This window comes from Caulobacter sp. 05L422, from assembly GCF_056397765.1.
Genome location: NZ_JBFTOB010000004.1, coordinates 192,285 through 218,795 on the forward strand (window position 1 = coordinate 192,285; position 26,511 = coordinate 218,795).

Consider the following 26,511-nt stretch of genomic DNA (forward strand, 5'->3'; position numbering starts at 1 on the left):
CTAGGCGTGTGAGAAAAAGGGCCGACCCGCTTGCACGCTTTTCGACAAGACGCCCGCCGCGACCAGCGCGTAATCTCCGCCCGCGAAACCTCTGGAGCTCCCCATGATCGACCTCGTCATCGACCAGCGCCGCAAGGACCTCGGCGGGTTCGAGGTAGGGCGGGTGCTGCCGTTCCACAGCCGGCGGATGGTGGGGCCCTTCACCTTCTTCGACCACATGGGTCCGGTGGAGTTCGAGCCCGGCTTCCCGCGCAATGTCGACGTGCGTCCGCACCCGCACATCGGCCTGTCGACCCTGACCTATCTGTTCGAGGGCGAGATCACCCACAAGGACAGCATCGGCTCGGACCTGATCATCCGTCCGGGCGAGGTCAACTGGATGACGGCCGGCAGCGGCATCACCCATTCCGAACGCTTCGAAACCCTGCGCGAATACGGCGGCGCCATGCACGGCATCCAGGCCTGGGTGGCCCTGCCCGACGGCCAGGAAGAAATCGCCCCGGCCTTCTCGCACCATTCGCGCGACGAGATGCCGGTCTACGAGGCCAACGGCCTGAAGGCGGCGCTGGTGGCCGGCAAGGCGTTCGGCGTCGAGGCCAAGGTGCCGGTGTTCTCGCCGCTGTTCTATGTGCACTGGGAAATGGCCGCCGGGGCCAAGGCCGGGCTGCCGGCCGAGTATCCCGAGCGCGCCGCCTATGTGGCCGTCGGCAAGGTCGAGGCCGCCGGCCAGGTGCTGCACGCCGGCCAGATGGCGGTGTTCAAGCCGGGCGAGACGATCACCTTCGAGGCGCTGGAGCCCTCGACCGTCATGCTGCTGGGCGGCGAGCCGGTGGGCCCGCGCTTCATAGAGTGGAACTTCGTCTCCTCGTCCAAGGAGCGGATCGAACAGGCCAAGGCCGACTGGCGGGCCCAGCGCATGAAGCTGCCCGACCTGGACGACCAGGAATTCACCCCCCTGCCCGAGCCGCCTCCGCCCCCGCCGCCGATGTCGTAGGGGCTAGAGGAACGGTCCGGGCAGCCTGAGCGGCCCCGGCCCGACCTCGTCGTCGGCTTCTCCCACGGCTTCGTAGTGGGCCGCCAGTCTGGCGCAGGCGCCCAGGAACAGGGCCTCGACGAAGGCCGCCTCGCGGCCGGTCAGGCGGACGATCTCGTCCAGGGCGTGGCCCCGGCCGGCGGCCATGTCCATCACCGCCACCTCCTGGGCCGACAGCGCGGCGCGGGCGCGGGCCAGCCGCTCCACCGCGTCCAGCCGCTGGAAGCCGTCGTCGCTGGCCAGGGCCTTGCGGTAGTCGCGGCCGTACAGCGCCGAGGCCTGCGCCTGGGCGAACCCGATGTCGGGGCCCATGTCCTCAACACGGACGGGCATGGAGGGCGGATCTTCGTCGCTCATCGCTGCCCTTCTAAACCGCGGGCAGTCCAGCCTGAAGAGGCTCAGGCGCCCTCCCCGCTCTTGACCCCGCGCCCCGCCGGTCCGAAGACATTGGGATGACTGATCTCGCCCTTGAAACCTTCGTCCGCGGCCTGCCCAAGGCCGAGCTGCACATGCACATCGAGGGCAGCCTCGAGCCCGAGCTGATGTTCGAGCTGGCCGAGCGCAACGGCGTCGTCCTGCCGTTCAAGACGGTGGACGAGATCCGCGCCGCCTACGCCTTCTCCAACCTGCAGGACTTCCTGGACATCTATTACCAGGGCGCGGGCGTGCTGCTCACCGAGGCCGACTTCAAGGACCTGGCCCTGGCCTATTTCCGTCGGCTGAAGGCCGACGGCGGCACCCACGCCGAGATCTTCTTCGATCCCCAGACCCACACCGACCGCGGCGTGGCGTTCGGCACGGTGATCGACGGGCTGACGGCGGGCATGGACGAAGCCGAGCGGACGCTCGGCGTCAGCTCTAAGCTGATCCTCTGTTTCCTGCGCCACCTGGACGAGGCCGCCGCCTTCGCCACCCTGGAGCAGGCCAAGCCCTATCTCGACAAGATCGCCGGCGTGGGCCTGGACTCCTCGGAAGTCGGCCACCCGCCCGCCAAGTTCGCCCGCGTGATGCAGGCGGCCCGCGACCTGGGCCTCAAGGTCGTGGCCCACGCCGGCGAGGAAGGCCCGCCGGCCTATGTCTGGGAGGCGGTGGACATCCTCGACGTCGACCGCATCGACCACGGCAACCGCGCGCTGGAAGACGACTGCCTGACCGCCCGCTTGGTGCAGGACGGCACGACCCTGACGGTCTGCCCGCTGTCGAACCTGAAGCTGTGCGGCGTGAGCGACCTGAAGGCGCACCCGCTGAAGCGCATGCTGAAGCTTGGCCTGAAGGCCACGGTCAATTCCGACGACCCGGCCTATTTCGGCGGGTACCTGCTGGAGAACTATCTGCAGACCGCCGAGGCCGTCGGCCTGACCCGAGACGAGTTGGTGACGCTGGCCAAGAACAGCTTCACGGGATCGTTCCTGGATGAGGCGGAGAAGGCGGAGCGGGTGGCGGGGATCGACGCGTACGTCGCGGCGCAGTAGGGCAGCGGCTCACCCACTTGCCCCCACCTGACGGCTTCGCCGTCTGTCCGCCCCCATAGGGGGCGGAGGACGCGTACCCGGCTCCTCTTCCCCTGTGGGGGAAGACGGTCGCGAAGCGACCCGTAGGGGGCAAGTGTTAGCCGCTAGAGCGCCTTGCGAACCGCCTCGGCCAGCTCGTCCAGTTCCGTGATGCCCAGGTCCGCATGGAACGGCAGGCTCAGCACCGACTTGGCCAGGCGATCGGCCACCGGGGTCTGGTCGCGGATGACAATGCCCGGACCGACCGGGTTGGTCGCGTAGCCCATCTCGGCCAGCTTCTCGGCCACGACCGGCGCCGCGCCCTCCGAAACGCTGACGACCCAGGCGTCCGACACCCAGCTCATGCCCCAGCCCGGCTGGAAGCCGATCGGCGCGCCCAGCAGCAGCATGCGCAGGCGCTGGGCGGCGGTGGCCAGGCGCAGGCGCTGGCTGGACCAGGCCTCGAGCCCCGCCTCGCCGGCGAAGGCCGGCGCATCAAGTCTTGCGATGAAGTCGGCGTCCTGGCTGGCCACGAACACGCCGCGCCCGCCCGGCAGGCCGACGACCACGGGGACCGGGGCGTCCATGATCACGTCGAAGCCGTCGGTGGCGTCGACCACGATCGGCAGGCCGGTCTCGCGCTGGAAGGCGGCCCAGGCGGTCATGTCCGGCGCGCGGCCGAAGGCGCAGGTGGGGACGATGGCCTCGATCGGTGGCGGGGCCTCGCCCAGGCGCTCGCGCAGGTGGGCCGGATCGAACATCCAGCTGTAGGGATCCACGTCGACCAGCCAGGCCCGCAGGCCGGCGCCGGCGACGGCTTCAAGGGTGGCGGCCGAGGCCAGGGCCGGAACGATGCAGACGCCGCCGCGACGTACGCCCGAGGCGATCAGGGCGGCGGTCAGGGCGGCCACGCGGGTGGAGACGGCGCGGACGGCGGTGGGGCGGTCGAAGCGGTCGGCCAGCCTGGCGTCGAGACCGGGGGTCAGACCCTGTCGGAGCACCTTCTCCACGGCCGCGAAATCCAGCGGGACACCGGCGGCCGCGAGCGCCGCTTCGGCCTTGGCCTGCTTGCGGGCTTCCGGCGACACTTTGGGGAGGGCTTGCATCAGACGTCGCTTCCGAACAATCCGGCTCTGTCACACGACAGCGCCTTTATGGTTAAGCAAACGTATCGACTGACTCGGCAGGCCCAGATGCGGCGCGCCGTCGCGGCAAAAATGTGTCCGGAATCTTCGACCTAGGCAGAAGCCGTCCAGCCGTCGCGCAATTCACGCTTCAGGACCTTGCCAATATGGCTGCGGGGCAGGGATTCGACCAGCCTCAGGTCGACCAGCCGCTGGGTCTTGCCGAGGCGAGCATTGACCCACGACCTCAACCCGTCCGCGTCAATTCGCGCATCAGGCTTAACCGCCACGAAAGCCACCGGCGATTCGCCCCAGGCGTCGGACGGCACCCCGACCACCGCCGCCTCGACCACGTCGGGGTGCTGGACGATCTCGGCTTCGATGTCGCTGGGATAGATGTTGAAGCCGCCGCTGATGATCATGTCCTTCTTGCGGTCCATCAGGGTGAGGAAGCCCTCCTCGTCGAACCGGCCGACATCGCCGGTGCGGATGAAGCTCCAGCCCTCGGGCGAGACCCAGGTCGCCTCGGCGGTCTTGCCCGGCTGGCCGTGATAGCCGTTCATCATGCCGGCCGAGCGGCCGACGATCTCGCCGACCACGCCGGGTCCGACCTGGACGCCGTCCTCGTCGATCAGCCGGATGTCGTGGCCGGGGGCCGGACGGCCCACCGTGTGCAGCTTGTCCGGATGTTCGTGGGCGAACAGGATGCAGGTGCCGCCGCCCTCGGTCATGCCGAAATACTCGACCAGCCCGCCGGGCCAGCGGGCCAGCACCTGGGCCTTCAGCTCGGCCGAGAACGGGGCGCTGGTGCAGAACTTGATGTGGGTCGACGACAGGTCGAAGTCGCCGAAGTCGGGCCGGTCCATCAGGCGGCGGTACTGCACCGGCACCAGCATGGTGTGGGTCATGCGATGCCGCTGGGCCAGTTCCAGGTACTTGCCGGCGTCGAACTTCTTCATCAGCACCACCGTGCCGCCGCCGGCCAGGGCGGGGAAGAAGCAGACCAGGGTGGTGTTGGAATAGAGCGGGGTCGACAGCAGGGCGACGGCCTCGGGGCCGTAGCCGACGGCGTCGCCGCGGAACACGTGCTTCCAGCGCATGCCGTGCGACTGGACGATGCCCTTGGGCGCGCCGGTGGTGCCGCTGGAATAGATGATGTTGAACGGGTCCTCGGCGGCGATGGCCACGGCGGCCGGGATCGCGCCCTGCGGGGCCAGCCAGGCGTCGAACGCCTCGCCGAAGTCCGAACCGTCCAGCGCGATGTAGCGCACGGCGATCGGCGCCGGCTTCTGGGCCTCGGCCACGCCGGCGTCCATGAAGAACAGCCGCGCCCCGCAGTCGGCGACCATGCCGGCGATGGCCTCGGGCGTCGACGACGGGGCCAGGGGCGCGACCGCCACCCCGGCCCGCAGCGCGCCGAGGAACAGCGCCGTGTAGGGGATCGACGATAGGGCGCAGACGGCGACGGCCTCGCCTTGGCGGATGCCGTCGCGCTGCAGGGCGGCGGCGACCCGGTCGGCCAGGGCGTCGAACTGCGCGTAGGTGACGGCCTCGCCGGTCTCCATGATCACGGCGGGATGGTCAGGCAGCTCGGCCGCCCGCTGCCGCAGGATGTCGCCCATCACGCCGTAGTCGGCGGTCATCATGCTGGCGATGGTGGTCATGGTGCTGCACCCACTGAAGTTGTCATCCCGGACAAGCGCGTAGCGCGCCGATCCGGGACCGACCCGAAGCGCTGAGTTCCATGTCGGTCCCGGGTCTGCGCTTCGCTCCGCCCGGGATGACAGACGTTTGTGAGGGACGCTAAGCGTCCTTGAACCCCTTGCCCTCGCCCACCAGGCGCTCCAGCAGGGCCGACGGCTTGAAGTCGTCGCCGAACTTGGCCTGGAACGCCTTCATGCTGGCCAGGATCTTGTCCAGGCCCACGAGTTCGCCCCAGAACATCGGGCCGCCGGTATAGACCGGCCAGCCGTAGCCGTTGATCCAGACGGTATCGATGTCGGACGCCCGGATCGCCTTGCCCTCTTCCAGGATCTTGGCCCCTTCGTTGACCATCGGATACAGGCACCGCTCCAGGATTTCCTGGTCGCTGATCTCGCGGCGCTGGATCTGGCGCTTCTCGGCGAAGTCGAGGATCACCTGCTCGACTTCTTTCGACGGCTTGGCGACGCGGTTCTCGTCGTAGTCGTAGAAGCCCTTGCCGTTCTTTTGGCCGCGACGGTCCATCTCGCACAGCACTTCGCGGATGGTGGACGAGCTGGTCTTGGCCGGGTCCCAGCCGATGTCCAGGCCCGCCAGGTCGCTCATCGCGAACGGGCCCATCGGCAGGCCGAAATCGTAGAGCACGCGGTCGACGTCCCAGGGCATGGCCCCTTCCAGGATCAGCTTCTGGGCCTCGCGCTGGCGCTGGGCCAGCATGCGGTTGCCGACGAAGCCGTGGCAGTTGCCGACCAGCACCGCGACCTTGCCGATCTTCTTGCCGATCTGCATCGAGGTGGCGATCACCGACTTGTCGGTCTTCTCGCCGCGCACGATCTCCAGCAGCTTCATCACGTTGGCCGGCGAGAAGAAGTGCAGGCCGATCACGCTTTCCGGCCGCGAGGTCGAGGCGGCGATCACGTCGATGTCGAGGTACGAGGTGTTGGAGGCCAGGATCGCGCCGGGCTTGGCGATCTTGTCCAGCTTGCCGAACACCTCCTTCTTGATCTCCATCAGCTCGAACACGGCCTCGATGATCAGGTCGCAGTCGGCCAGGTCCTCCAGGTTCATCGACGGCGTCAGCAGGCCCATGCGCTTTTCGACGTCGTCCTGGGTCAGACGGCCTTTCTTGGCGGTGTTCTCGTAGTTCTTGCGGATCACCCCGACGCCGCGATCCAGGTTCTCCGGCTTGGCCTCGATGATCGTCACCGGGATGCCGGCATTGAGGAAGTTCATCGAGATGCCGCCGCCCATGGTGCCGGCCCCGATGACGCCGACCTTCTTGACCGGGATGATCGGGGTGTCGTCCGGCACGTCGGGGATCTTGGCGGCCTGGCGTTCGGCGAAGAACACATAGCGCTGGGCGGCCGACTGGCTGCCGGTCATCAACTCCATGAACAGCCGGCGCTCTTCCTTGAGGCCTTCGTCGAAGGGCAGGTTCACCGCCGCCTCGATGCACTTGATGTTGTTCTCGGGCGCCAGGAAGCCGCGGAACTTGCGGGCGTTGGCCTTGCGGAATTCGCTGAAGATCTCGGGCTTGCCGCGTGCGGCCTCGACCTTGGCGTTCTGGTCGCGGATGCGGGTCAGCGGCTTGTCCTCGGCCAGGACCACGCGGGCGAAGGCGACGGCCCCGTCGCGCAGGGCGCCTTCCTCGACGATGGAGTCGAACAGGCCCATGGCCAGCGCCGCCTTGGCCGGCACGTGCTGGCCGGTGGTGACCATCTCCAGCGCCTTCTCGACGCCGACCACGCGCGGCAGACGCTGGGTGCCGCCGGCCCCCGGCAGCAGGCCGATGTTCACTTCCGGCAGGCCCGCCTTGGCCGAGGGCACGGCGACGCGGTAGTGCGCGACCAGCGCCACTTCGAGCCCGCCGCCCAACACCGTGCCGTGGATCGCGGCGACCACCGGCTTGGGCGAATTCTCGATGGTGTTCTGCACGTCCTGCAGCGAGGGGCCGGTCATGGCCTTGCCGAACTCGGTGATGTCGGCGCCGGCGATGAAGGTCTTGCCCTCGCAGATCAGCACGATGGCCTTGACCGCCGGATCGGCGATGGCGGCGTCGAACGCCTTGGACAGTCCCTCGCGCACGGCGGCCGACAGCGCATTGACCGGCGGCGAGTTGAGCGTGACGACCCCGATGTCGCCTTCGACGGTCAGATCCGTGACGTTGTTGATCGCGGCCATGGCGTTTTCCACCCTCAAGTCTGTGGTTGCGTTCTTTTGAACGGTTGTTTGAAGCAAACCCTGCACGACCTGTCGCCGAAGTCCAGAGGTCCGTAGGGGCGCCGGGAATTTAGGCGCCGGCCATTGACGTCGCCGCATTCATACTCGAAATTCGAAAATATAAGTTTCAGCCGGAGCCAATCCGTGCGGGCGGGGGGAAGCCGCCGAACGAAGCGCCCGCGAACCTCGCGGATACGCCGAAATGTGCTCCGACTGTCGAGGGCGTACGCGTAAGGGGGTCGGCGTCGGGACGCGACTTGCACCCGTCCCATATCTTCGAAGCCGATCATCTTCGCGCACGCGGCGCGCCTGCCTCGGCGTGTCGACTTAGGTGAAGCGCACTCGGCGCGGGAGCCCCCCTCCCGCGCCGCTTTCTTTACCGCCTAGGCGTTGCTTTCCGTCAGCGCCGCATAGACCAGCGTCCGCAGTTCGCGGCGGATCGGATAGGCCGAGGACGGGATCAACTGGGTCATGAACACCACCGCCAGGTCCTCGACCGGATCGATCCAGAAGGCCGTCGAGGCCATGCCGCCCCAGAAGTATTCGCCGAGCGAGCCCAGGTTCTTGGTCCGCGCCTGATCGACGGTCATGGCGAAGCCGAGGCCGAAGCCCAGCCCCTCGAACACCGCCTCGCTGAACAGCGACTGCGACATCTCCGTCAGCTCCTTGCCGCCCGGCAGGTGGTTCATCGTCATCAGCTTCAACGTCTTGGGACTGACGATCCGCGCGCCGTCCAGCTCGCCGCCGTTCAGCAGCATGCGGCAGAACCGCATGTAGTCGTCGGCGGTCGAGACCAGGCCGCCGCCGCCCGACTTCACCGACGGTTCGGACAGGTACTGGCTGGTGGTCGGGTCGTCCTGCAGCACCACCTCGCCCTTGGGGTTCAGTGTGTAGCAGGCGGTGAAGCGGTGGCGCTGGGCGTCGGGCACGTGGAAGCCGGTGTCGACCATCTTCAGCGGGTTGAAGATCCGTTCCTTGAGGAAGGTCTCGAACGGCTGGCCCGAGATCAGCTGGACCAGGTAGCCCAGCACGTCGGTGGCCACCGAATAGTTCCACGCCTCGCCGGGCGAAAACTCCAGCGGCACGGTCCCCAGGTTGCCGATGAAGTTGTTGAGCCCGCCCTCGCTGTCGACGCCATCCAGCTTCAGCTTGCGATAGGCGGCGTCGACGTTGGTCCGCTGCTGGAAGCCGTAGGTCAAACCGGCGGTATGGCGCAGCAGGTCGATGATCCGCATCGGCTGGTCGACCGGCTTGGTCTGGAAGGCGCCCAGCACGCCGGCCTGGAACACGCCGAGGCTCTTCCACGCGGGGATGAAGCGGTGCACCGGATCGTCCAGCGCGACCTTGCCCTCCTCGACCAGCATCATGAAGGCGATCGAGGTGATCGGCTTGGTCATCGAATAGATGCGGAACAGGCTGTCGGCCTTGAGCGGAAGCCCGCGCTCCTTGTCCGCCGAGCCCAGGATCGTGGTGTGCGCCAGCTGGCCGCGACGCCAGACCTGCACCAGGGCGCAGGGCAGCCTGCCGGGTGCGACATAACGATCCTGGATGAAGGCGTCGATGCGCTTCAGTCGATCCGACGACAGACCCACGGCTTCAGGCGTGCTCAAGACGATATCCCTCCTGCGGCCGTCCGCCTGAAGGATCGCAGGCGGGGCGGCGTACTGTTTGTTGGCGGCGATCGAAGAAGGGGTACGTCGAAACCCGCCCTTTACCCGTTCGTGCGCATATCGATTGAAAACTAGGGAACGGGGATGGGCAAGCACTTGCGCGACAAGACCCCCAGCGGAACGCGCGATGCGCCGGCGGCTCCCAGCATCGAGCAGGCCGCCGCCGACTGGTTCTTCGAGAGCAGCCTCGACATGTTCGTGGTGCTGGAGAACGACGCGATCGTCCGCGTCAATCCGGCCTGGACCACCCTGACCGGCTGGGTGCCCGCCGAAACCCTGGGCCGGCCGATCCGCGACTTCTTCCACCTGCACGACACCGACACCATCCTCAGCATCGGCAAGACCCTGCGCGCCGAGGGCCAGGCCCGGTCAGAGCATCGCCTGGCCCGCAAGGGCGGCGGCTGGCTGTGGGTGCGCTCGCAGACCAAGATGCTGCAGGCCGGCTTCGGGGGCGAAGCGTTGCTGATCGTCTTCCAGGACTTCAGCGAGGACCGTGCACGGCGCCTCGAGCGCCAGCAGGCCGAGCGGGCCAACGAGCTTCTGCGCAACACGGCCGGCGTCTATGTCTGGCGGTTCGATCCGCGCAAGGGGATCTACGTCTTCGAGCAGGACATCCCGACGCCCTCCTCGCCCCAGGGCGGGGTGCGGACGATGACGGTCGAGGAGATGACCCTCTCGACCCACGTCGAGGATCGGCAAATGGTCTGGGAGGCGTTCAGCCGGACCCTGGCGACCGGCGACCACAGCCTGCTGACCTATCGCTATTTCGATCCGGCCCATCAAACCTGGATCTGGATGCGGGCCGCCTGGCGTGGGGTGCGCGGGGCCAGCGCCAAGGCCTGGGACGTGATCGGCATCAGCCAGGACGTCACCGAACTGGTCGCCGCCCGCGACGCCGCCCTCGGCGCGGCCGAGGCCAAGTCGCAGTTCCTGGCCAATATGAGCCACGAGATCCGCACCCCGATGAACGGGGTGCTGGGGGTGATGCACCTGCTCAAGCGCGAGAAGCTGTCGGACGACGGCCGCCAGCTGCTGAACGAGGCGCTGGGCTGCGGGGCCATGCTGTCGGAACTGCTCAACGACATCATCGACTTCTCGAAGATCGAGGCCGGCAAGCTGGAGCTGAATCCCGAGCCGATCGATCCGGCCGCCTTGCTGCGCAGCGTCGCCGACCTGCTGCGGCCCCAGGCCAGGCAGAAGGGCCTGACCCTGACGGTCACGGTCGATCCCAGCATCGGCTGGGTCGGGGCCGACCCCCTGAGGCTGCGCCAGGGCCTGTTCAACCTGCTGGGCAACGCGGTGAAGTTCACCCTGGAGGGCGGCGTCCAGGCGCGCCTGACCGCAGCCGGCCCGCCGGGCGCGCAACGCCTGCGGTTCGAGATCCAGGACACCGGCGTGGGCGTCGACGAGGCCACGGCCGACGGCCTGTTCCAGCGCTTCAGCCAGGCCGACGGCTCGACCACCCGGCGCTTCGGCGGCGCGGGCCTCGGCCTGGCCATCACCCGGCGCCTGGCCATGCTGATGGGCGGCGACGTCGGGTTCCGCAGCCCGCCGGAAGGCGGCTCGATCTTCTGGCTGGAGATCGCCGCCCCGCCCGCCTTCGAGGCCGCCGCCCCGGTCGAAGCGGCCGACACCGCCCTGCTGGCCGGACTGCGCGTGCTGATCGTCGAGGACAACGCCACCAACCGCCTGGTCGCCGGCCGGTTGCTGCAGGCCATGGGCGCGGTCGTCGAAACCGCCGACGACGGCGTCCTGGGCGTCGAGGCCGTCGAGCGCGACGGCCAGGGCTTCGACCTGATCTTCATGGACATCCAGATGCCCGGCATGGACGGCGTCGAGGCCACCCGGCGCATCCGCGACCTGGGTGGCGAGGCGGCGTCGACCCCGATCATCGCCATGACCGCCAACGCCCTGGCCCACCAGCAGGCGTCCTACATCGCCGCGGGCATGAACGGCGCGGTGGCCAAGCCTCTGTCGCCCGCCGCCCTGGTCCAGGCCATCGTCGCCGTGCTCGGCGAAACGGCGGCCGAACCGACTTCCCTGGCGTCCTAGACCTTCGAACCACGCCGCCGCCTCCATTCTGCAACATGGCTGCAAGATTCCGCGCCCACGAAAGCGGCGCTGAAGCGACTCGCGCGCCTTGTCGTGGAGACAGGGCTTCCTAAATTGGACCCACGGGTCCAAGGGACGCGCGCGTAGGCCGCGCCAAGCTGCGAACAGGGAGGGGGGCGACACATGGACGACGGCCGGATCGCGAGCCCCGCCACCGAGCGGTACGCGAAGAAGAAAGAGGCGATCCTCGCCGCCGCGACCGCCATCCTGAACCGCCAGGGCGTCAAGGGCATGACCCTGGCCGACGTCGCGGCCAAGGTCGGGCTGATCACCACCAGCGTCACCTATTACTACCGCAAGAAGGACGACCTGGCGGCCGCCTGCTTCATGCGCGGCCTGGAGCGCTTCGACGCCCTGGTCACAGAGGCAGGCAAGGCGCCCGGCGCGCCCAGCCGCCTGCTGGCCTTCCTGGACCTCTATCTGGACCTGAACCGCCGGGTGCGCCTGGGCGAGGCCGCGCCCCTGACCAGCTTCACCGAGATGCGGGCCCTGAAGGAGCCCCTGCGCGGCTCGGTGCAGGGCGCGTTCAACGACCTGTTCCGTAGGGTTCGCGGCTTCTTCGAGGGCCCGGAGTTCGAGCACCTGGACAAGCGCGACCGCAACGCCCGCACCCACCTGCTGCTCGAGCAGGTGTTCTGGTCCGGCTCGTGGCTGCGTCGCTACGACGTCGACGACTATGGCCGCGTGCGCGACAAGATGTACGACATCCTGGTCAACGGCCTGGCCCCGAAAGGCGCCGGAGACGACGCCTGGAAGCCGGTGACCCTGCCCGATCCGACGCCGCAGTCGCCCGAGGGCCAGGAATGGCGCGAGACCTTCCTGGTCGCCGCCACCCGGCTGATCAACCAGCGCGGCTATCGCGGGGCCTCGGTCGAGGACATCTCGGCCCAGCTGAACGTCACCAAGGGCTCGTTCTACCACCATCACGTGGACAAGGACGCCCTGGTGGTCGAGTGCTTCGAGCGCACCTTCGCCGTCACCCGCAAGGCCCAGATCGACGCCCGAGACCTGGCCAAGGACAATTGGGAGCAGCTGTCGTCGGCGACGGCGGCCCTGGTCGCCTACCAGCTGTCGGACCATGGTCCGCTGCTGCGCGCCTCGTCGATGGGCGCCCTGCCGATCGAGATCCGCACCGAAATGGCCCAGGGCTACGCCCGCGGCTCCGAACGCTTCGCGGCGATCATCTCCGACGGCGTGGCCGAGGGCTCGGTGCGGGCGGTGGACCCGATGATCGCGGCCCACATGATCAATTCGATGCTCAACGCCGCCGCCTCGCTGGGGATATGGGTTCCCGGCCTGGAGCGCGAGGAAGCCGCCCGGCTGTTCGCCCGACCGCTGCTGACGGGGCTGTTCGCGCGCTAGAGCATTTTCGAGCGAAGTGGAATCGGTTCGCGTGAAGACAATGCGTTAAGCAAAAACCTGGAGCCTCGGCCTGATGCAATCAGGTCGGGAACCGCTCTAGGCCGCGCCACGACTTGCCGTTGCCGCATTTTCAGCCTCAACTCGCGATCGTGGTCCGGCGGGTGGAGCGGTCATGCACAGACGAGACGTGGTTCAGGGGATCCTCGGCGCGGCCGGGGGTCTGTTCGTCGGGTCAGGCGCGAGCGCCCGGACCTTGCGGGACGAGGTCGTGCCCGATCCCGAAGTCAGGACCGTTCGGGGCTGGATGAACGCCGCCTCGATGGGCGTCACCCTGGTGCACGAGCATATCCTGGCCAATTTCCAGACCTATGACGAGTGGTCCAAGGCGCCCCTGCCCTATGACCGCGACGAGGTGGTGAAGGTCATCCTGCCTCGCCTGCTGAGCCTTAAGGCGCTGGGCTGCAGGACCTTCGTCGACGCCACGGCGGCGTACCTGGGTCGCGACGTGATCCTGCTGGAGCGCCTGTCGCGCGAGAGCGGCCTCAACATCCTGACCGTGACCGGCAACTACGCCGCCTTCGGCAACACCCACCTGCCGCCCTGGGTGTTCACCGAAACCGCCGAGGCCCTGGCCCAGCGCTGGTTCCTGGAAGCCATGGACGGGATCGACAACACGCCCGTCCGGCCCGGCCTCATCAAGCTGGGCTTCAACGGCGGCCCGCTGAGCGAGGTCGAGCGCAAGCTGATCCGCGCCGGCGCCCTGACCCACAAGCGGACCGGCCTGGTCATCGGCGCCCACACCGGTCCTGCCGTGTCGGCGTTCGAGCAGCTGGACATCCTGGAGAAGGAACGCGTGCATCCGTCCGCCTGGATCTGGATCCACGCCCAGAACGAACCGGACGTCGCTAACCACATCGCGGCGGCGCGACGCGGCGCCTGGATCGAGTTCGACGGGATCGACGCCAAGTCGATGGACCGGCATGTCGAGCTGGTGACCCGCATGCGCGACGAAGGCCTGCTGGACCACGTGCTCGTGTCGCAGGACGCCGGTTGGTACAATGTCGGCCAGCCCGGCGGCGGCGAGGCCCGCAGCTACGAGCTGATCTTCACCCAATTCGCGCCGGCCCTGCGCGCCAAGGGCTTCAGCGCGGCGGATATCAAGACCCTGCTCCAGACCAATCCGGCCAGGGCCTTCGCCCTCTGGGGCGGACGCCGGATATAAAGAAGGGGGCGACCCAGGCCGCCCCCTGGCCAATGCGGCCTAGAACTTCTTCCTGATCCCCAGCTTGTAGGTCCGGCCCAGCGGGTCGCCGGTGAACGGGTCGTAGCCGAGGTCCAGGCGGGCGTAGGACGGATCCTGGTCGAAGACGTTGGTGATCGCCGCCGTCAGGGTGGTGTCCCAGGGCAGGAACACCCGGTAGGCCAGGTCGGTGAGGATCTGGGTGTCGATCGTTTTGCCGGCCGCCACCTGCACCGGCGCGCCGGTGGAGTCCTTGTAGGCCCCGGCCGCGAACGGGGCGGTGCGCTGGTCGGTGTAGCTGTCGATGTAGTGGACCGTCAGGCGGACGTTATGCGGCCCCCGGGTCCATTCGCCGAAGATATCGCCCTTCCACTGCGGGATCGGCACGGCGATGGTCTGGTAGTTGAGCAGGCCCACCGCGTCGAACGCCGGGCTGACCACCACGCCTTCGACGGTCTGGGCGTCGACCTTGTATTCGGCGATGTAGGTGGCGTTGGCGCCCAGCCGGAAGTCGCCGCCGATCACGTCCTCGAAGATGTAGTCAGCCGAGAAGTCGATGCCCGAATTCTTGATCGACGGTCCGTTGACATAATAGGTCTTCAGGCGGGCCAGCGACGAGATCGTGCTGCAGTTGGTGCTGTAGGTGAACCGCGCCTGCAGGGCCGCATAGGTCGGGTTTCCGCAGTTGTTGGCCCCGGTCGCGCCGTTCGGATAGAGGGCGTTGACCATCCCCGCCACCGGCTCGGCGACGATCGGCTTTTCGAAGTCGAACTGGAAGTAGTCGATGCTGGCCTTGAAGTTCCCGCTGTTGAACAGGACGCCGGCGTTGAAGGTGTCGGCCTCTTCAGGCTGGAGGTTCGGATTGCCGTAGATGTCGACGGCGCGGAACACGCCCAGGATGCTCTGCAGCGAGGTGATCGACGAGGTGACCAGCTGCGGGTCGGGCGGACCGCGGAAGGTCGAGCCGGCCGAACCGCGCAGCGCCATCCACGAAGTGGCCTGCCAGCGCAGCGCGACCTTCGGGTTGAAGGTCGAGCCCGTGGCCCCGCCGTAGTCCTCGTAGCGGGCGGCCAGTTGCATCTGCAGGTCTTCGGTGATCGGCACCGACAGCTCGCCGAAGGCGGCCATGATGTCGCTCTGCTTGTCGGCCGGGGTGTTGACGCCCAGGAACATGAACGGGCCGTTGCGGACCGAGCCGGTGCAGTTGGTCACTCCGAAGTCGGGCGTGTTGACGCACGGATTGATCAGGGCGTTGGAGATGTCGTTGTAGTCGGACTTGAAGTAGGTGCGCCGGTACTGCACCCCGGCCGCCCAGGCGATGTCGCCGCCCGGCAGGGTGATGTTGGTCTTGCCGTTCAGCACCGCCTCGCCGACGAACAGGCGCGAGGCCTGCTTGGTCGTCAGCTTCTGGAAGAACCAGCGGGTGACTTCCTCGCTATTGGCCAGGGCCGGGTTGTAGCCCGCGTTGGCCACGCCCGTGATGGCGTTGCCGGGAATGGCGTTGGCGAACGGATTGTAGAACAGGCAGCCATTGACCCCGGGCACCCCTTGGATTCCGGGCGTGGCGGCGTCGGTGTCGCAGCGCGGACCGCCCAGGCCGCGCAGGGCCAGCTGGTAGCGGTTGACCAGGGTGTCGTAGCCCGTGCGGATCCCGACCTCCTGCGAATAGGTCAGGGCCAGGTCCCAGCCGATGCCGTTGTCGAACTCGCCCGACAGGTCGCCCGACACCCGGTAGGCGTCATAGGCGCGGGCCCCGATCGATGGGCCGTAGCCGAAGGCGGGATTGCCGCCCAGGCCGTAGGGCCGGTTGGCGGCGTTGATCGCCCCGCCCGCCAGGATCGCCGACGGCACCGTGGTCTGGGCGCCGGTCACCAGGCTGGTGGTGACGATGGTCGGGTTGGCGGCCATGAAGGCGATCAGGCCCGGGTTGTTGGCCGGCACGTAGTAGCGGCCCGTCAGGCTGGGCGCGACGGCGACCTCGGAGGTCGGCACCGCCAGCGCGGCGTAGGACGGCGAGGTGTTCCAGTCGGGAACGTCGGTGTGGCTGTACAGGGCCTCCATGTGGAACTTGGTCTTTTCCGACAGCTCGGCGTTGACCTCGCCATACATCTGGATGGCGTCCTGCTTCTCGACCAGGTTGTCGAACGGCGTGTAGTGCCAGTAGCAGACCGGGGTCAGGCCGCTGAAGCCGGCATAGCCGCCCAGGCTGGTGCAGCTGGGATCGCGGAAGCCGGTGGTCGAGGCCGCCGCGGGGATGAAGGTCGAAGGATTGCCCGCCGCCGACCAGCCCGCCTCAGGGTTGGTCAGATAGGGCTGGTTGGCCCAGTCGCGGTCGGCCACGCCCAGTTTCGAGCGATGCTGCCAGCCGATGGCGGCCAGGATGTTGGCCTTGTCCCACACCTTGCCGTAGGTGACGTTCAGGCCGTAGTCGCCCTTGGAGCCGTCGATGAACCGGTAATCGGCCCCGGCTTCCAGCCCGTTGAAGTTCTTCTTGGTGATGAAGTTGACGACGCCGGCGATGGCGTCCGAGCCGTAGGTCGCCGCCGCGCCGTCCTTCAGCACCTCGATCCGGCCGATGGCGGCGCTGGGAATGATGTTGGTGTCGACGATGCCCGCCCCGGCCGCGGCCAGCGGGTTGATCGCCAGGCGCCGGCCGTTCATCAGCACCAGGGTGCGTTGCGAACCCAGGCCGCGCAGGTTGACCGAGCCCGAACCTTCCGAGCCCTGGGCCCGGCTGTCGAACTGGTTGGTGTCGCCCAACACGCCGTTCGAGACCGGCAGGGCCTTCAGCATCTCCACCGTCGAGGGCGAGCCCTGCTTCTGCAGGTCCTCGATGCCGATCACGTCGACCGGCAGCGAGGCGTCCTCGGGCGTGCCCCTGATGAACGAACCTGTGACGATGACTTCCTCGACCGTAGTCGGCCCTTGATCCCCCGGTGGCCTTGTCTGGGCGTGGGCGGCGCCGGCCGCCACGCAAAACGTAAGCGTCAAGGCCGAGGCCCCGCGCAGGAACATCGCTTTCTTCATGGTCTTCCCTCCCGTGCTGCTTTTTTTGAACGCAGGTCTTTTGGGCTTCGGGAAAGCTAGTCGGCGGCGCGCCTCGCGCGCCGGTCAGCCGGCGCGACGGCTGGCGCCGCCACGTCGCCACGCCGGCGCGTTTCGAAAACTGAAGATGCGTGTTCGCGAGCCGACAACCGTGGGATCCCCCTAGGCCGGGTACTGGAAACGCTTGACTGAATGCCCGCCATTCCGCGCGAGCGAACGCCCGACCTGGGAGTCGAACATCTGTTTCGATGATGCGGTATGTTTTGACGCCGCGTCAACCGGGCATCGCGTCGCGCTCGGGGGCAGCCGGGCGGCGAGGGCCCGCGAAATAATCGCCGCGCCGCTGTCGCAAAGCCGAAGCTTCGCTCGTCATTCCCAAGAAGGCGGATGCGGACGCATGCGCATGTCATCAATCGCCGGCAGGAGAAAAAGCGTTGCCGCCACGCCCTTCCATCCCGCCGCCCTCGTCCCCAATTGAACGAACGATGATCGGTCGCGTTAGGCGGGCGGCCGCCTTCTTGGGGATCTGGCGATGAGCGCCCTGACGGACCGGCGCGCGGCGAGCGCTTCAACACGCTCAACCATATCGCTAAGCAATTTGACTATTAAGTCACTTAACAATATGGGTCGCGTCCATGACGACGCACGATCCCAGTTCAGCGCCCGGCTCGCCGCGATGGCGCACGTCGCACGTGCCCACCGACCCGATCGGCCAGCGCCTGAAGACCATCTCGATGCTGACGCGCCAGATCGGCCGCAAGATCGGCGAGAGCCTGGGCGTGAACGTCACCGACATGGCCGCGCTGGAGCAGCTTCTGAACACCGGCCCGATGACGCCCGGCCAGCTGGCCGTGCATCTGAAGGTGACGACCGCCGCCGCCACCCAGATCGTCGACCGCCTGGAGCGGGCCGGTCATGTCGCGCGCGAGCGGCGGGCCCAGGATCGGCGCAAGGTCTGCGTCGTGCCGGTGGAGGCGTCGATCGATCGGGCCTTCGCGCAGCTGGCGCCGATGATCGACGGGCTGGAGGGCGTCATCGCCGGCCTGGCCCCCGCCGAGCGGGAGGTCATCGAGCGCTTCCTGGATCAGGTGGTTGACGTCTACGGCGCCGTCGCCGGCCTTCCATCGTCGTCGGGCCCCGGGCCCCATTGTTGAAATAACCACGACCGTCCTCCCCCTTCGGTCGCGCCTGCAGGTGATTGTCGATGAGTGAAACCATGACCAGAGAGCGCGGGCGCCCTCGGCCATTCCGATCCGGGGTCTCCCTGCTGGCGTTGAGCCTGGCGGGCCTGGCCGTGGCCGGATGCGTGAACACCCCGCGCCCGACGCCGAACACCCAGTTGCCGGCCGCCTACGAGGCGCCCGCCGGCGCGGCCCAGGCGGACCTGGACCACTGGTGGACCAGCTTCAACGATCCGCAGCTGACCCAGCTGATCGAGACGGCCCTGGAAAAGGCGCCCGACGCCCGCACCGCCGCCGCGCGGCTGGAAGAGGCGCGCGCCGTCCGCAAGGGCCAGGTGCGCCAGATCTGGATCCCCGGCACGCCTTTGACGGGCAACGCCGGCCGCACGCACACGGAAATCCTTAGCCAGACCGTTCCAAGCGGCGGCATTCCCTTCACCAGGGGCGGCGACAGCGACAGCTACAACGCCAACTTCGATGTCAGCTGGGAGCTGGACCTGTTCGGCCGCAAGCGCGCCGGCATGAGGGTGGTCGACAACGATTTCGCCGCCGCCCGCTTCGCCTATGAAGGCGCGCGCGCCTCGCTGGCCGCCAATGTCGCCCAATCCTACTTCGAGGCGCGCGGCCTGGCCGTGCAACTGGACGACGCACGCCAGACCGAGCGCATCAACGCCTCGCTGCGCGACTTCTCGACCAAGAAGGCCAACGCCGGCCTGATCGCCACCTCCGAAGCCGACCGCGCCGAGGCCGACCTGGCCGACACCCAGGCCCGGGTCGCCAACCTGGAAGCCCAGCTGGGCGCGGCGCGCCGCAGCCTGCTGATCCTGGTCGGGCGCGGGACCGATCCGCTGGCCAGCCTGCCGGTCGACGCCCAGCTGGACCTGGCGCCGGCCGTGCCCACCACGATCCCCGGCGAACTGCTGGGCCGCCGTCCGGACGTGCGCGAAGCCCAGGCCCGCCTGGCCTCCGCCTCCGGCAATCTGAAGCTCAACGAACTGGCCCTGCTGCCGACCTTCAACATCACGCCTGGCGCCGGCCTGTCGAAGAGCGTGTCGCCCAGTTTCGGCGGAGGCAGCGGCACCAGTTCGACCTCCACATCCACCTGGACGATCGGCGCCAACGTCTCGATCCCGGTGCTGAACATCCCGGCCCTGCTGGCCGACATCGACGCCCAGGACGCCCGCACCCAGCAGGCCGCCATCGCTTACGAAAAGGCGATCCAGACCGCCTATGGCGAGGCCGAGAACGCCATGCTGCAGCTGGCCGCCGACCAGCGCCGCGTAGCCCTGCTGACCGCCGGCGTGGCCCGGGCCGAGCGCGCCTACGAGGCCAACCGCAAGGGCTACGGCCTGGGCCTGATCGACCTGACCACCACCCTGCAGGCCGAGCAGTCCTGGCGCCTGTCGCGCACCGTCCTGACCAGCGCCCGCACCGACGCCCTGCTGCACGCCGTCCAGACCTACAAGGCGCTCGGCGGCGGCTGGTCGCCAAATCTCGCCGAAAATGGCTCTGCCCCGACCCAAGTTTCCTCGAAATGAGACCCTCCCCCATGACGACCCGCACCGCGCTCGCCGCCATGATCCTGATCGCCGCGACGGGCCTGACCGCCTGCGGCGAGAAGAAGGACAAAGCCGCTCCCAAGGCCCCGGCCGCCGCCCTGGCCCGCACCGTCAGCATCGGCTCGGTCGAGACCCGGCCGCTGGGCGGCGGGGTCGAGGCGTCGGGCCTGCTGGTCCCGCGCGAGGAGGCCGCCGTCGGCTCCGAGCTCTCCGGCTATCGCGTCGCCCGCCTCTATGCCGACGAGGGCGACTATGTCCGGGCCGGCCAGCCCCTGGCGCAGCTGGACGACACCCTGCTGCGGGCCCAGGTCGAGCAGCAGGCCGCGGTCACCGCCCAGTCCCAGGCCGAGGCCAAGCGCGTCGCCGGCCTCGACGGCCAGGGCGTGATCAGCCAGGAGCAGATCGAGACCCGCCGCTACCAGGCCAAGGCCCAGGAAGCGGCCCTGAAGGAGCTGCGCACCCGCGTCTCGCGCATGACCATCACCGCCCCGGTCGGCGGCCTGGTCCTGCAGCGCGGCGTGCAGCCGGGCCAGATCGCCGGCGGCGGGACCACGCCCTGGTTCACCATCGCCCGCGACGGCCTGGTCGAGCTGGACGCCGAGGTCAACGAGGCCGACCTGGCGGGCATCCGCGCCGGCCAGCCGGCCCAGGTCAGCCTGCCCAGCGGCCAGGCCGTGTCGGGCGTCGTGCGCCTGGTCAGTCCGCGGGTCGACAGCGCCAGCCGCCTGGGCAAGGTGCGCGTGCGCCTGCCGGTCCGCCCCGATCTGCGCCCCGGCGGCTTCGGCCGCGCCACCTTCGGCGCGTCGGGCACGTCGGTGACGGCCATCCCCGAAGCCGCGATCCGCTACGAGGCCGACGGCCTGTTCGTCATGACCGTCGACAGCAACAACCGCGCCCACCAGACCCCCGTGAAGGTCGGCCAGAAGGGCGGCGGCTGGGCTCAGTTGGTACAGGGCCCGCCGGCCGGAACCCGCGTGGTGCTGGGCGGCGCGTCGTTCGTGGCGGACGGCGACACCGTTCGTCCCGCCGCCGCCCAGCAGGCCGCCCGCTGATGGCTAGCGAGCAAAAGCCTGGCCAGGAGAAGACTGGCGAACTGAAGATCTCCGCCTGGGCGATCAAGAACCCGATCCCTGTCGCGGTCCTGTTCATCGCCCTGATCATCGCCGGGATCGGCTGCTACATGGGCCTGCCCATCAAGCAGTTCCCCAACGTCGAATTCCCGGCCGTGACCGTGACGGTCACCCAGAGCGGCGCCGCGCCCGGCGAGATGGAGACCCAGGTCACCCGTCCCATCGAGGACGCGATCGCCAGCATCTCCAACGTCAAGACCATCCGCTCGTCGGTGGTCCAGGGCGCCTCGACCACCACCATCGAGTTCGAGCTGGGCGAAGACCTGCAGAAGGTCACCGACGAGGTGCGCTCCAAGGTCGACCAGACCCGCTCGCAGCTGCCCCGCGAGGTCGACGAGCCGATCGTCCAGCGCCTGGAGATCACCAGCGCCCCGATCATCACCTACGCCGTCTCGGCCCCGAACATGAGCGCGACCGAGCTGTCGTGGTTCATCGACGACACCGTCACCCGCTCGCTGCAGGGCGAAAAGGGCGTGGCCCAGGTGGCCCGGGTCGGCGGCGTGGATCGCGAGATCAACGTCGTCATCGATCCCGACCGCATGGCCAGCTTCGGCGTCACCGCGCCCCAGTTGAACCAGGCCCTGGCCAGCTTCAGCGTCGACGCCCCCGGCGGCCGCGCCAAGATCGGCGGCCGCGAGCAGACCCTGCGCGTGCTGGGCGCGGCCACCACGGTCGAGCAGCTGCGCCAGATCACCATCCCCATCGCCGGCGGCCGCTATGTGAAGCTGACCGACGTGGCCCAGGTCGGCCAGGGCTCGGAAGAAGAGCGCGGCTTCGCCCGCCTCGACGGCAAGCCCGTGGTCGCCTTCCAGGTGATGAAGACCCGCGATTCCAGCGACGTCGCCGTCGAGGACAACGTCAAGAAGGCCGTGGAAGCCCTGCAGGCCAAGCAGCCGGGCGTGACGTTCGTGAAGATCTTCTCGACCGTCGACGAGACCCGCGCCAGCTTCGCGGCCACCGAGCACACCCTGCTGGAAGGCATGCTGCTGGCCTCGCTGGTGGTGTTCCTCTTCCTGCGCGAATGGCGGGCCACCCTGATCACGGCCATCGCCATGCCGGTGTCGCTGATCCCGACCTTCGCCTTCATGTCGATCATGGGCTTCTCGCTCAACGTCGTGACCCTGCTGGCCCTGACCCTGGTCATCGGCATCCTGGTCGACGACGCCGTGGTCGAGATCGAGAACATCGAGAAACGCGTCGCCCGCGGCCAGAGGCCGTTCGCGGCGGCGATGGAAGGGGCGGACTCCATCGGCCTGGCCGTCGTGGCCACCACCTTCACCATCGTGGCGGTGTTCGTGCCGGTGTCGTACATGCCCGGCACGCCCGGCCAGTTCTTCAAGGAATTCGGCCTGACCGTCGCCGTGGCGGTGCTGTTCTCGCTGGTGGTCGCCCGCCTGCTGACGCCGCTGCTGGCCGCCTACTTCCTCAAGCCGGCCAAGCACGCCCATGAGCGCCCGCCGTTCAAGGGCTTCTACCGCGGCGTGCTGGACTGGTCGCTGGACCACCGGATCCTGGCCATCATCATCGGCACCCTGATCCTGTTGGGCTCGTTTGCCCTGGTCCCGCTCATTCCCACGGCCTTCCAGCCGGCCGCCAACGCCAACTTCTACTATCTGAAGGTCCAGGGCCCGCCCGGCGCGACCACGGCCGACATGAACCGCACCGTCCAGTCGGTGACCACCATGTTCCGCAAGCGTCCGGAAACCGCCCACGTCTTCGCCCAGGTCGGGTCGAACATCGGCAGCGGCTGGGGCGGCCAGAGCGGGGCCGACATCCGCGACGCCACCATCACCATCGTGCTGAACGGCAAGCGCGACCTGACCGTGACCGAGATCAAGCAGGTGGTTCGCGCCGGCCTGCGCGAGATCCCCGACGCCCGGGTCAACTTGCTGGGCGACTGGGGCACCTCGGACGTCCAGACCATCCTGACCGCCGAGGACGGACCCCTGCTCGAGCGCACGGCCTTCCAGGTCGAGCGCGAGATGCGGGGCCTGAGCACCGTCGCCGATCCCCGTCCCTCCTCGCCGCCCAGCGGTCCGGAGATCGTCATCCGCCCCAAGGCCGACGAGGCCGCCCGCCTGGGCGTCAGCGCCGCCGACATCGCCGCCATCGCCCGCGTGGCCACGGTGGGCGACATCGACGCCAACGTCGCCAAGATGACCCAGGGCGAGCGCCGGATCCCGATCCGCGTGCGCCTGCCGGCCGAGACCCGCGCCGACCTCAACGCCCTGGGCGCCCTGCGCATCCCCACGGCCGGCGGCGGCACCACTCGATTGGATAGTGTGGCCGACCTGTCGTTCCAGGCGGGTCCGGCCAAGATCGACCGCTTCGCGCGCAAGCGTCAGCTGACCATCGAGGCCGACCTCAACAACGGCGCCCAGCTGGGCCAGGCCATGACCGACGTCGGCAACCTGCCCACGATGAAGAAGCTGCCGGCCGGCGTCACCCCGGCCACGGCCGGCGACCAGGAGGCGTTCGTCGAGCTGTTCACCGGCTTCGCCATCGCCCTGCTCTCGGCCGTGGGCCTGGTGTTCGGCGTGCTGGTGCTGCTGTTCCGCAGCTTCTTCAAGCCGATCACCATCCTGTCGGCCCTGCCCCTGGCGATCGGCGGGGCGTTCCTGGCCCTGCTGGTCACCGGCCAGTCGCTGTCGATGCCGTCGCTGATCGGCTTCCTGATGCTGATGGGTCTGGCGGCCAAGAACTCGATCCTGCTGGTCGAATACGCCATCGAGCAGGAGCGGGCCGGCATGAGCCAGCGCGAGGCCATCGTCGACGCCTGCCACGAACGGGCCCGGCCGATCGTCATGACCACCCTGGCGATGATGGCCGGCATGCTGCCCACCGCGCTCGGCATCGGCACCGGCTCGGAGTTCCGCCAGCCGATGGCCGTGGCGGTGATCGGCGGGCTGATCACCTCGACCGTGCTGTCCCTGGTGCTGGTGCCGGTGGTCTACGAGATCGTCGACGACATCGAGCACTGGCTGACCCCCAAGCTCTCGCGCATGACCACCCCGCGCGAGGCCAACGGGGCGACGCTGTCGCCGGTCGACCGGCTGTGACTTCAGGCGTCGTCCGTCCGTTCGCGGCGGGCGACGCCGCGGCCGTGCTGGCGCTGATCCTGTCGATCCAGCGCGGCGAGTTCGGCCTGGCGATCACCGCCGCCGACCAGCCGGACCTGGCCGACGTGCCTGGCTTCTACCAGACCGGCGCGGGGCAGTTCTGGGTGGCCGAGCGCAAGGGCGCGCTGGTCGGCACGATCGGGCTCAGGGACATCGGCCCCCAGGAAAATGGGAGGCGCGCGCTGGCCCTGCGCAAGATGTTCGTCGGCCCCGAGGCTCGCGGCGCCGTGGGCGTCGCCGGACCGCTGCTGGCGACGGCGATCGGCCATGCCCGGGCCCGCGACGTGGCCGAGATCTGGCTGGGCACGACCGACCGTTTCCAGGCCGCGCATCGGTTCTACGAAAAGCACGGCTTCGACCGCGTGGAGCCCGAAGCCCTGCCGGACGCCTTCCCGCGCATGGCGGTCGATACGGTCTTCTACCGCCTGACGCTCTAACGCTTGCCGCTGTCGAGCAGCGAACCCAGCTCTGGAGCGTCCTTGGCCTTGGCGCTGATCGGCTCGCACCAGGGGAAGCGGTTGTCACGACCGTCGCTGCGGCGACTGGCCAGACCCGTCTCATACATCTGCTGACCCAGGTCGACGCCGTCGAGGCTGACCTGGGCCAGTTCGCGATGGAACTCGTCGAAGCCCCCGGTCGGCTGGACGGTCACCTCGCGCGCCTCGTGCATGCGGGACCGCACCCATTCGGTGGCCTGCTTGGCCGCCGAGGCCTCGGCCCAGCAGCGGGCGTCGGGCACGCCTTGCGGCGCATAGGCGTTGGCCAGGCGCACGTGCTTGCCGTCGATCACCAGGGCGTCGGCGCTGAGCACGCGCACGCGGTCGCCCAGGCCCGGCGGCGGCAGGATGGAGGCCGGCGGTTCAGGCGTCCGCTCGCAAGCGGCCAGGCCGACCGCCAACAGCGACAAGAGGACAAGCTTGGTACGGATCAAGAGAGCACCCCGATTTCGCCGCCAGGATAACGTGTTCTCGCAAGGTCGGGAACCTGCCCGGCCTGCTAGGCCGGCGTGACCGCGCCGAACAGCTTGTCGGCGAACAGGTCCAGGGTCTTCTGCGACAGACTGGTGTTGTTGAGGATCACCACGGTGGCCCGAGTGTCGAAGCGATGGCCCAGCACCGAGCGGTAGCCGGCGGTGTTGCCGGTCTCCCAGCCGGCCGGATAGGGCTTGCCGTCCACCCACAGGGTGCGGATCCGCCCGCCCAGGGCGTAGTTGTCGCTGGCCACCTCGACGGTCCGCAGCGCCGTCTGCGAGGCCGGCGCCAGGAAGCCGGTGTCGAAGATCGCGTGGGCGGCCTTCATCAGGTCCGAGGCGGTGCTGAAATAGCCTCCGGCGGCGGCCATGTACGGCAGGCGATTGTTGGGCCGCCGCGCGGGCGGGACGGCGGTGGCGTAGCCCACGGCGACGCTGGGCAGGGTCGCGGTCGCCGTGCTGGCGTCGGTTGCCTTCAGGCCCAGCCGGTCCAGGGTGATCTCCCGCATGGCGTCCTGATAGGGACGGCCGGTCGCCGCCTCGATCACCGCGATCACCAGGATCCAGTTGGTCAGCACGTAGTCGAAGCGCGTTCCCGGCTCGAACGCCAGGTCGCCCTGGCAGAACCGCTTCACCGCCTCGCCGGTCGGCAGGTCGGTGGTCAGCAGGCTGGGATCGGCCTTCAGGGCCGGGGTGAAGCCGTTGGGCACGCCGCTGGAGTTCGACAGCAGCCGGCGCAAGGTGACCTTGGCGCCGGTGTCGGCGCGATAGTCGGGCAGCCAGGTGGTGATCGGCGCGTCCAGCGACAGCTTGCCCGCCTCGACCAGCTTCAGCACCGTGACCGAGGTCAGCCACTTGGAGATCGAGGCGACGGCGTAGACCGTGTCGACCGTGGCCGGCTTGGCCGCCTCGAGATCGGCCATGCCGAAGGCGCGGGCATAGGTCGGCTTGCCGGCCTTGCCCAGCATCACCACGCCGTTGAAGCCCTGCTCCTTGACGAAGGCGTCGACGATGGGATTGGCCGCGCCCAGCGGCTTGGCGGCCAAGGCCGCGCCGGGCGCCAGGCCCAGGCCGACGCCGGCCAGCAGGAAGTCACGTCGGTGCAGCATGGAGAGCCTCGGGCGGGCCTCCAGGCGAGACCTTTGCCACGCTAGGGGCTGGCTCTGACGGGGTCACCTTAAGGTGTCGTAATGCGGTCTGCCCGCTGTCCGCGCGGCGACCGCTTGCCCCCTACGGGCCTTCGGCCGTCTTCCCCCATAGGGGGAAGAGGGGCGTCCTCCGCCCCCTTTGGGGGCGGATAGGCGGCGAAGCCGTCAGTGGGGGCAAGGGGGTGAGCCCCAAAGCAAAAGGCCCCGGAGTTTCCTCCGGGGCCTTCGCATGTCTTAGCCGAAGCTAGAAAGCCGAGAACTACTCGACGATCTTGGCCACGACGCCGGCGCCGACGGTGCGGCCGCCTTCGCGGATGGCGAAGCGCAGGCCTTGGTCCATGGCGATCGGGGTGATCAGCTCGACGTCCAGCTCGGCGTTATCGCCCGGCATGATCATTTCCACGCCT

Annotated in this window: 19 protein-coding genes; 10 read left to right on the plus strand and 9 right to left on the minus strand. The window is 68.7% G+C overall.

Annotation, left to right across the window (positions count from 1 at the left end; translation table 11 throughout):
* The first annotated feature begins 103 nt into the window (after positions 1–103).
* Positions 104–994: a pirin family protein gene (locus AC1DMQ_RS06325; RefSeq protein ID WP_477032696.1), complete on the plus strand. Its 891-nt coding sequence runs from the start codon at positions 104–106 to the stop codon at positions 992–994.
* 3 nt (positions 995–997) lie between these two features.
* On the opposite strand, the gene AC1DMQ_RS06330 is transcribed toward AC1DMQ_RS06325, so the two are convergent.
* Positions 998–1,366, minus strand: a complete 369-nt coding sequence (locus AC1DMQ_RS06330; protein WP_477032697.1) for a hypothetical protein — start codon at positions 1,364–1,366, stop codon at positions 998–1,000.
* Positions 1,367–1,485: 119 nt separating this feature from the next.
* Between AC1DMQ_RS06330 and AC1DMQ_RS06335 the strand changes: the two genes are divergently transcribed.
* The gene (locus AC1DMQ_RS06335; protein WP_477032698.1) at positions 1,486–2,505 is read left to right on the plus strand and encodes an adenosine deaminase; all 1,020 of its coding nucleotides are present in this window, start codon (positions 1,486–1,488) and stop codon (positions 2,503–2,505) included.
* 143 nt (positions 2,506–2,648) lie between these two features.
* Here AC1DMQ_RS06335 and AC1DMQ_RS06340 read toward each other — a convergent pair whose 3' ends face one another.
* The 4 genes from AC1DMQ_RS06340 to AC1DMQ_RS06355 all read right to left on the minus strand — a co-directional run bounded on the left by AC1DMQ_RS06340 (position 2,649) and on the right by AC1DMQ_RS06355 (position 9,178).
* The gene (locus AC1DMQ_RS06340; protein WP_477032699.1) at positions 2,649–3,629 is read right to left on the minus strand and encodes a DegT/DnrJ/EryC1/StrS family aminotransferase; all 981 of its coding nucleotides are present in this window, start codon (positions 3,627–3,629) and stop codon (positions 2,649–2,651) included.
* A gap of 131 nt (positions 3,630–3,760) precedes the next feature.
* Positions 3,761–5,311, minus strand: a complete 1,551-nt coding sequence (locus AC1DMQ_RS06345; protein ID WP_477032700.1) for a class I adenylate-forming enzyme family protein — start codon at positions 5,309–5,311, stop codon at positions 3,761–3,763.
* 139 nt (positions 5,312–5,450) lie between these two features.
* Positions 5,451–7,541, minus strand: coding sequence for a 3-hydroxyacyl-CoA dehydrogenase NAD-binding domain-containing protein (locus AC1DMQ_RS06350; protein ID WP_477032701.1), 2,091 nt, complete (start codon positions 7,539–7,541; stop codon positions 5,451–5,453).
* Positions 7,542–7,951: 410 nt separating this feature from the next.
* On the minus strand, positions 7,952–9,178 hold the full coding sequence (locus AC1DMQ_RS06355) for a serine hydrolase domain-containing protein (RefSeq protein ID WP_477032702.1): 1,227 nt from the start codon (positions 9,176–9,178) through the stop codon (positions 7,952–7,954).
* A 144-nt stretch (positions 9,179–9,322) separates the two neighbouring features.
* Between AC1DMQ_RS06355 and AC1DMQ_RS06360 the strand changes: the two genes are divergently transcribed.
* The 3 genes from AC1DMQ_RS06360 (at position 9,323) to AC1DMQ_RS06370 (ending at position 13,934) form a co-directional block, all read left to right on the plus strand.
* Complete coding sequence (locus AC1DMQ_RS06360; RefSeq protein WP_477032703.1) at positions 9,323–11,290, plus strand: hybrid sensor histidine kinase/response regulator; 1,968 nt, start codon at positions 9,323–9,325, stop codon at positions 11,288–11,290.
* Positions 11,291–11,473: 183 nt separating this feature from the next.
* Complete coding sequence (locus AC1DMQ_RS06365) at positions 11,474–12,712, plus strand: TetR/AcrR family transcriptional regulator (protein WP_477032704.1); 1,239 nt, start codon at positions 11,474–11,476, stop codon at positions 12,710–12,712.
* A 172-nt stretch (positions 12,713–12,884) separates the two neighbouring features.
* Entirely contained in the window at positions 12,885–13,934 is a 1,050-nt protein-coding gene (locus AC1DMQ_RS06370; protein WP_477032705.1) for a phosphotriesterase family protein, read from the plus strand.
* Positions 13,935–13,973: 39 nt separating this feature from the next.
* On the opposite strand, the gene AC1DMQ_RS06375 is transcribed toward AC1DMQ_RS06370, so the two are convergent.
* Positions 13,974–16,979: a TonB-dependent receptor gene (locus tag AC1DMQ_RS06375; protein ID WP_477032706.1), complete on the minus strand. Its 3,006-nt coding sequence runs from the start codon at positions 16,977–16,979 to the stop codon at positions 13,974–13,976.
* 653 nt (positions 16,980–17,632) lie between these two features.
* Between AC1DMQ_RS06375 and AC1DMQ_RS06380 the strand changes: the two genes are divergently transcribed.
* From AC1DMQ_RS06380 to AC1DMQ_RS06400, 5 genes are all read left to right on the plus strand, one after another.
* Entirely contained in the window at positions 17,633–18,151 is a 519-nt protein-coding gene (locus tag AC1DMQ_RS06380; protein WP_477032707.1) for a MarR family winged helix-turn-helix transcriptional regulator, read from the plus strand.
* Positions 18,152–18,213: 62 nt separating this feature from the next.
* On the plus strand, positions 18,214–19,716 hold the full coding sequence (locus tag AC1DMQ_RS06385) for an efflux transporter outer membrane subunit (RefSeq protein ID WP_477032708.1): 1,503 nt from the start codon (positions 18,214–18,216) through the stop codon (positions 19,714–19,716).
* Positions 19,713–20,789, plus strand: coding sequence for an efflux RND transporter periplasmic adaptor subunit (locus AC1DMQ_RS06390; protein WP_477032709.1), 1,077 nt, complete (start codon positions 19,713–19,715; stop codon positions 20,787–20,789). The genes AC1DMQ_RS06385 and AC1DMQ_RS06390 overlap by 4 nt, the downstream gene beginning before the upstream one ends.
* Positions 20,789–23,926: an efflux RND transporter permease subunit gene (locus AC1DMQ_RS06395; protein WP_477032710.1), complete on the plus strand. Its 3,138-nt coding sequence runs from the start codon at positions 20,789–20,791 to the stop codon at positions 23,924–23,926. Before AC1DMQ_RS06390 ends, AC1DMQ_RS06395 begins: the two co-directional genes overlap by 1 nt.
* Positions 23,923–24,423, plus strand: coding sequence for a GNAT family N-acetyltransferase (locus AC1DMQ_RS06400; RefSeq protein ID WP_477032711.1), 501 nt, complete (start codon positions 23,923–23,925; stop codon positions 24,421–24,423). Before AC1DMQ_RS06395 ends, AC1DMQ_RS06400 begins: the two co-directional genes overlap by 4 nt.
* Here the strand turns inward: AC1DMQ_RS06400 and AC1DMQ_RS06405 are convergent.
* The 3 genes from AC1DMQ_RS06405 to AC1DMQ_RS06415 form a co-directional block, all read right to left on the minus strand.
* The gene (locus AC1DMQ_RS06405; RefSeq protein ID WP_477032712.1) at positions 24,420–24,917 is read right to left on the minus strand and encodes a thermonuclease family protein; all 498 of its coding nucleotides are present in this window, start codon (positions 24,915–24,917) and stop codon (positions 24,420–24,422) included. The genes AC1DMQ_RS06400 and AC1DMQ_RS06405 overlap by 4 nt on opposite strands.
* A gap of 65 nt (positions 24,918–24,982) precedes the next feature.
* On the minus strand, positions 24,983–26,065 hold the full coding sequence (locus AC1DMQ_RS06410; RefSeq protein ID WP_477032713.1) for a serine hydrolase domain-containing protein: 1,083 nt from the start codon (positions 26,063–26,065) through the stop codon (positions 24,983–24,985).
* Between the two features lie 298 nt (positions 26,066–26,363).
* Positions 26,364–26,511, minus strand: a 148-nt coding sequence (locus AC1DMQ_RS06415; protein WP_477032717.1) for an EF-Tu C-terminal domain-related protein, incomplete at its 5' end; no start/stop codon positions are given.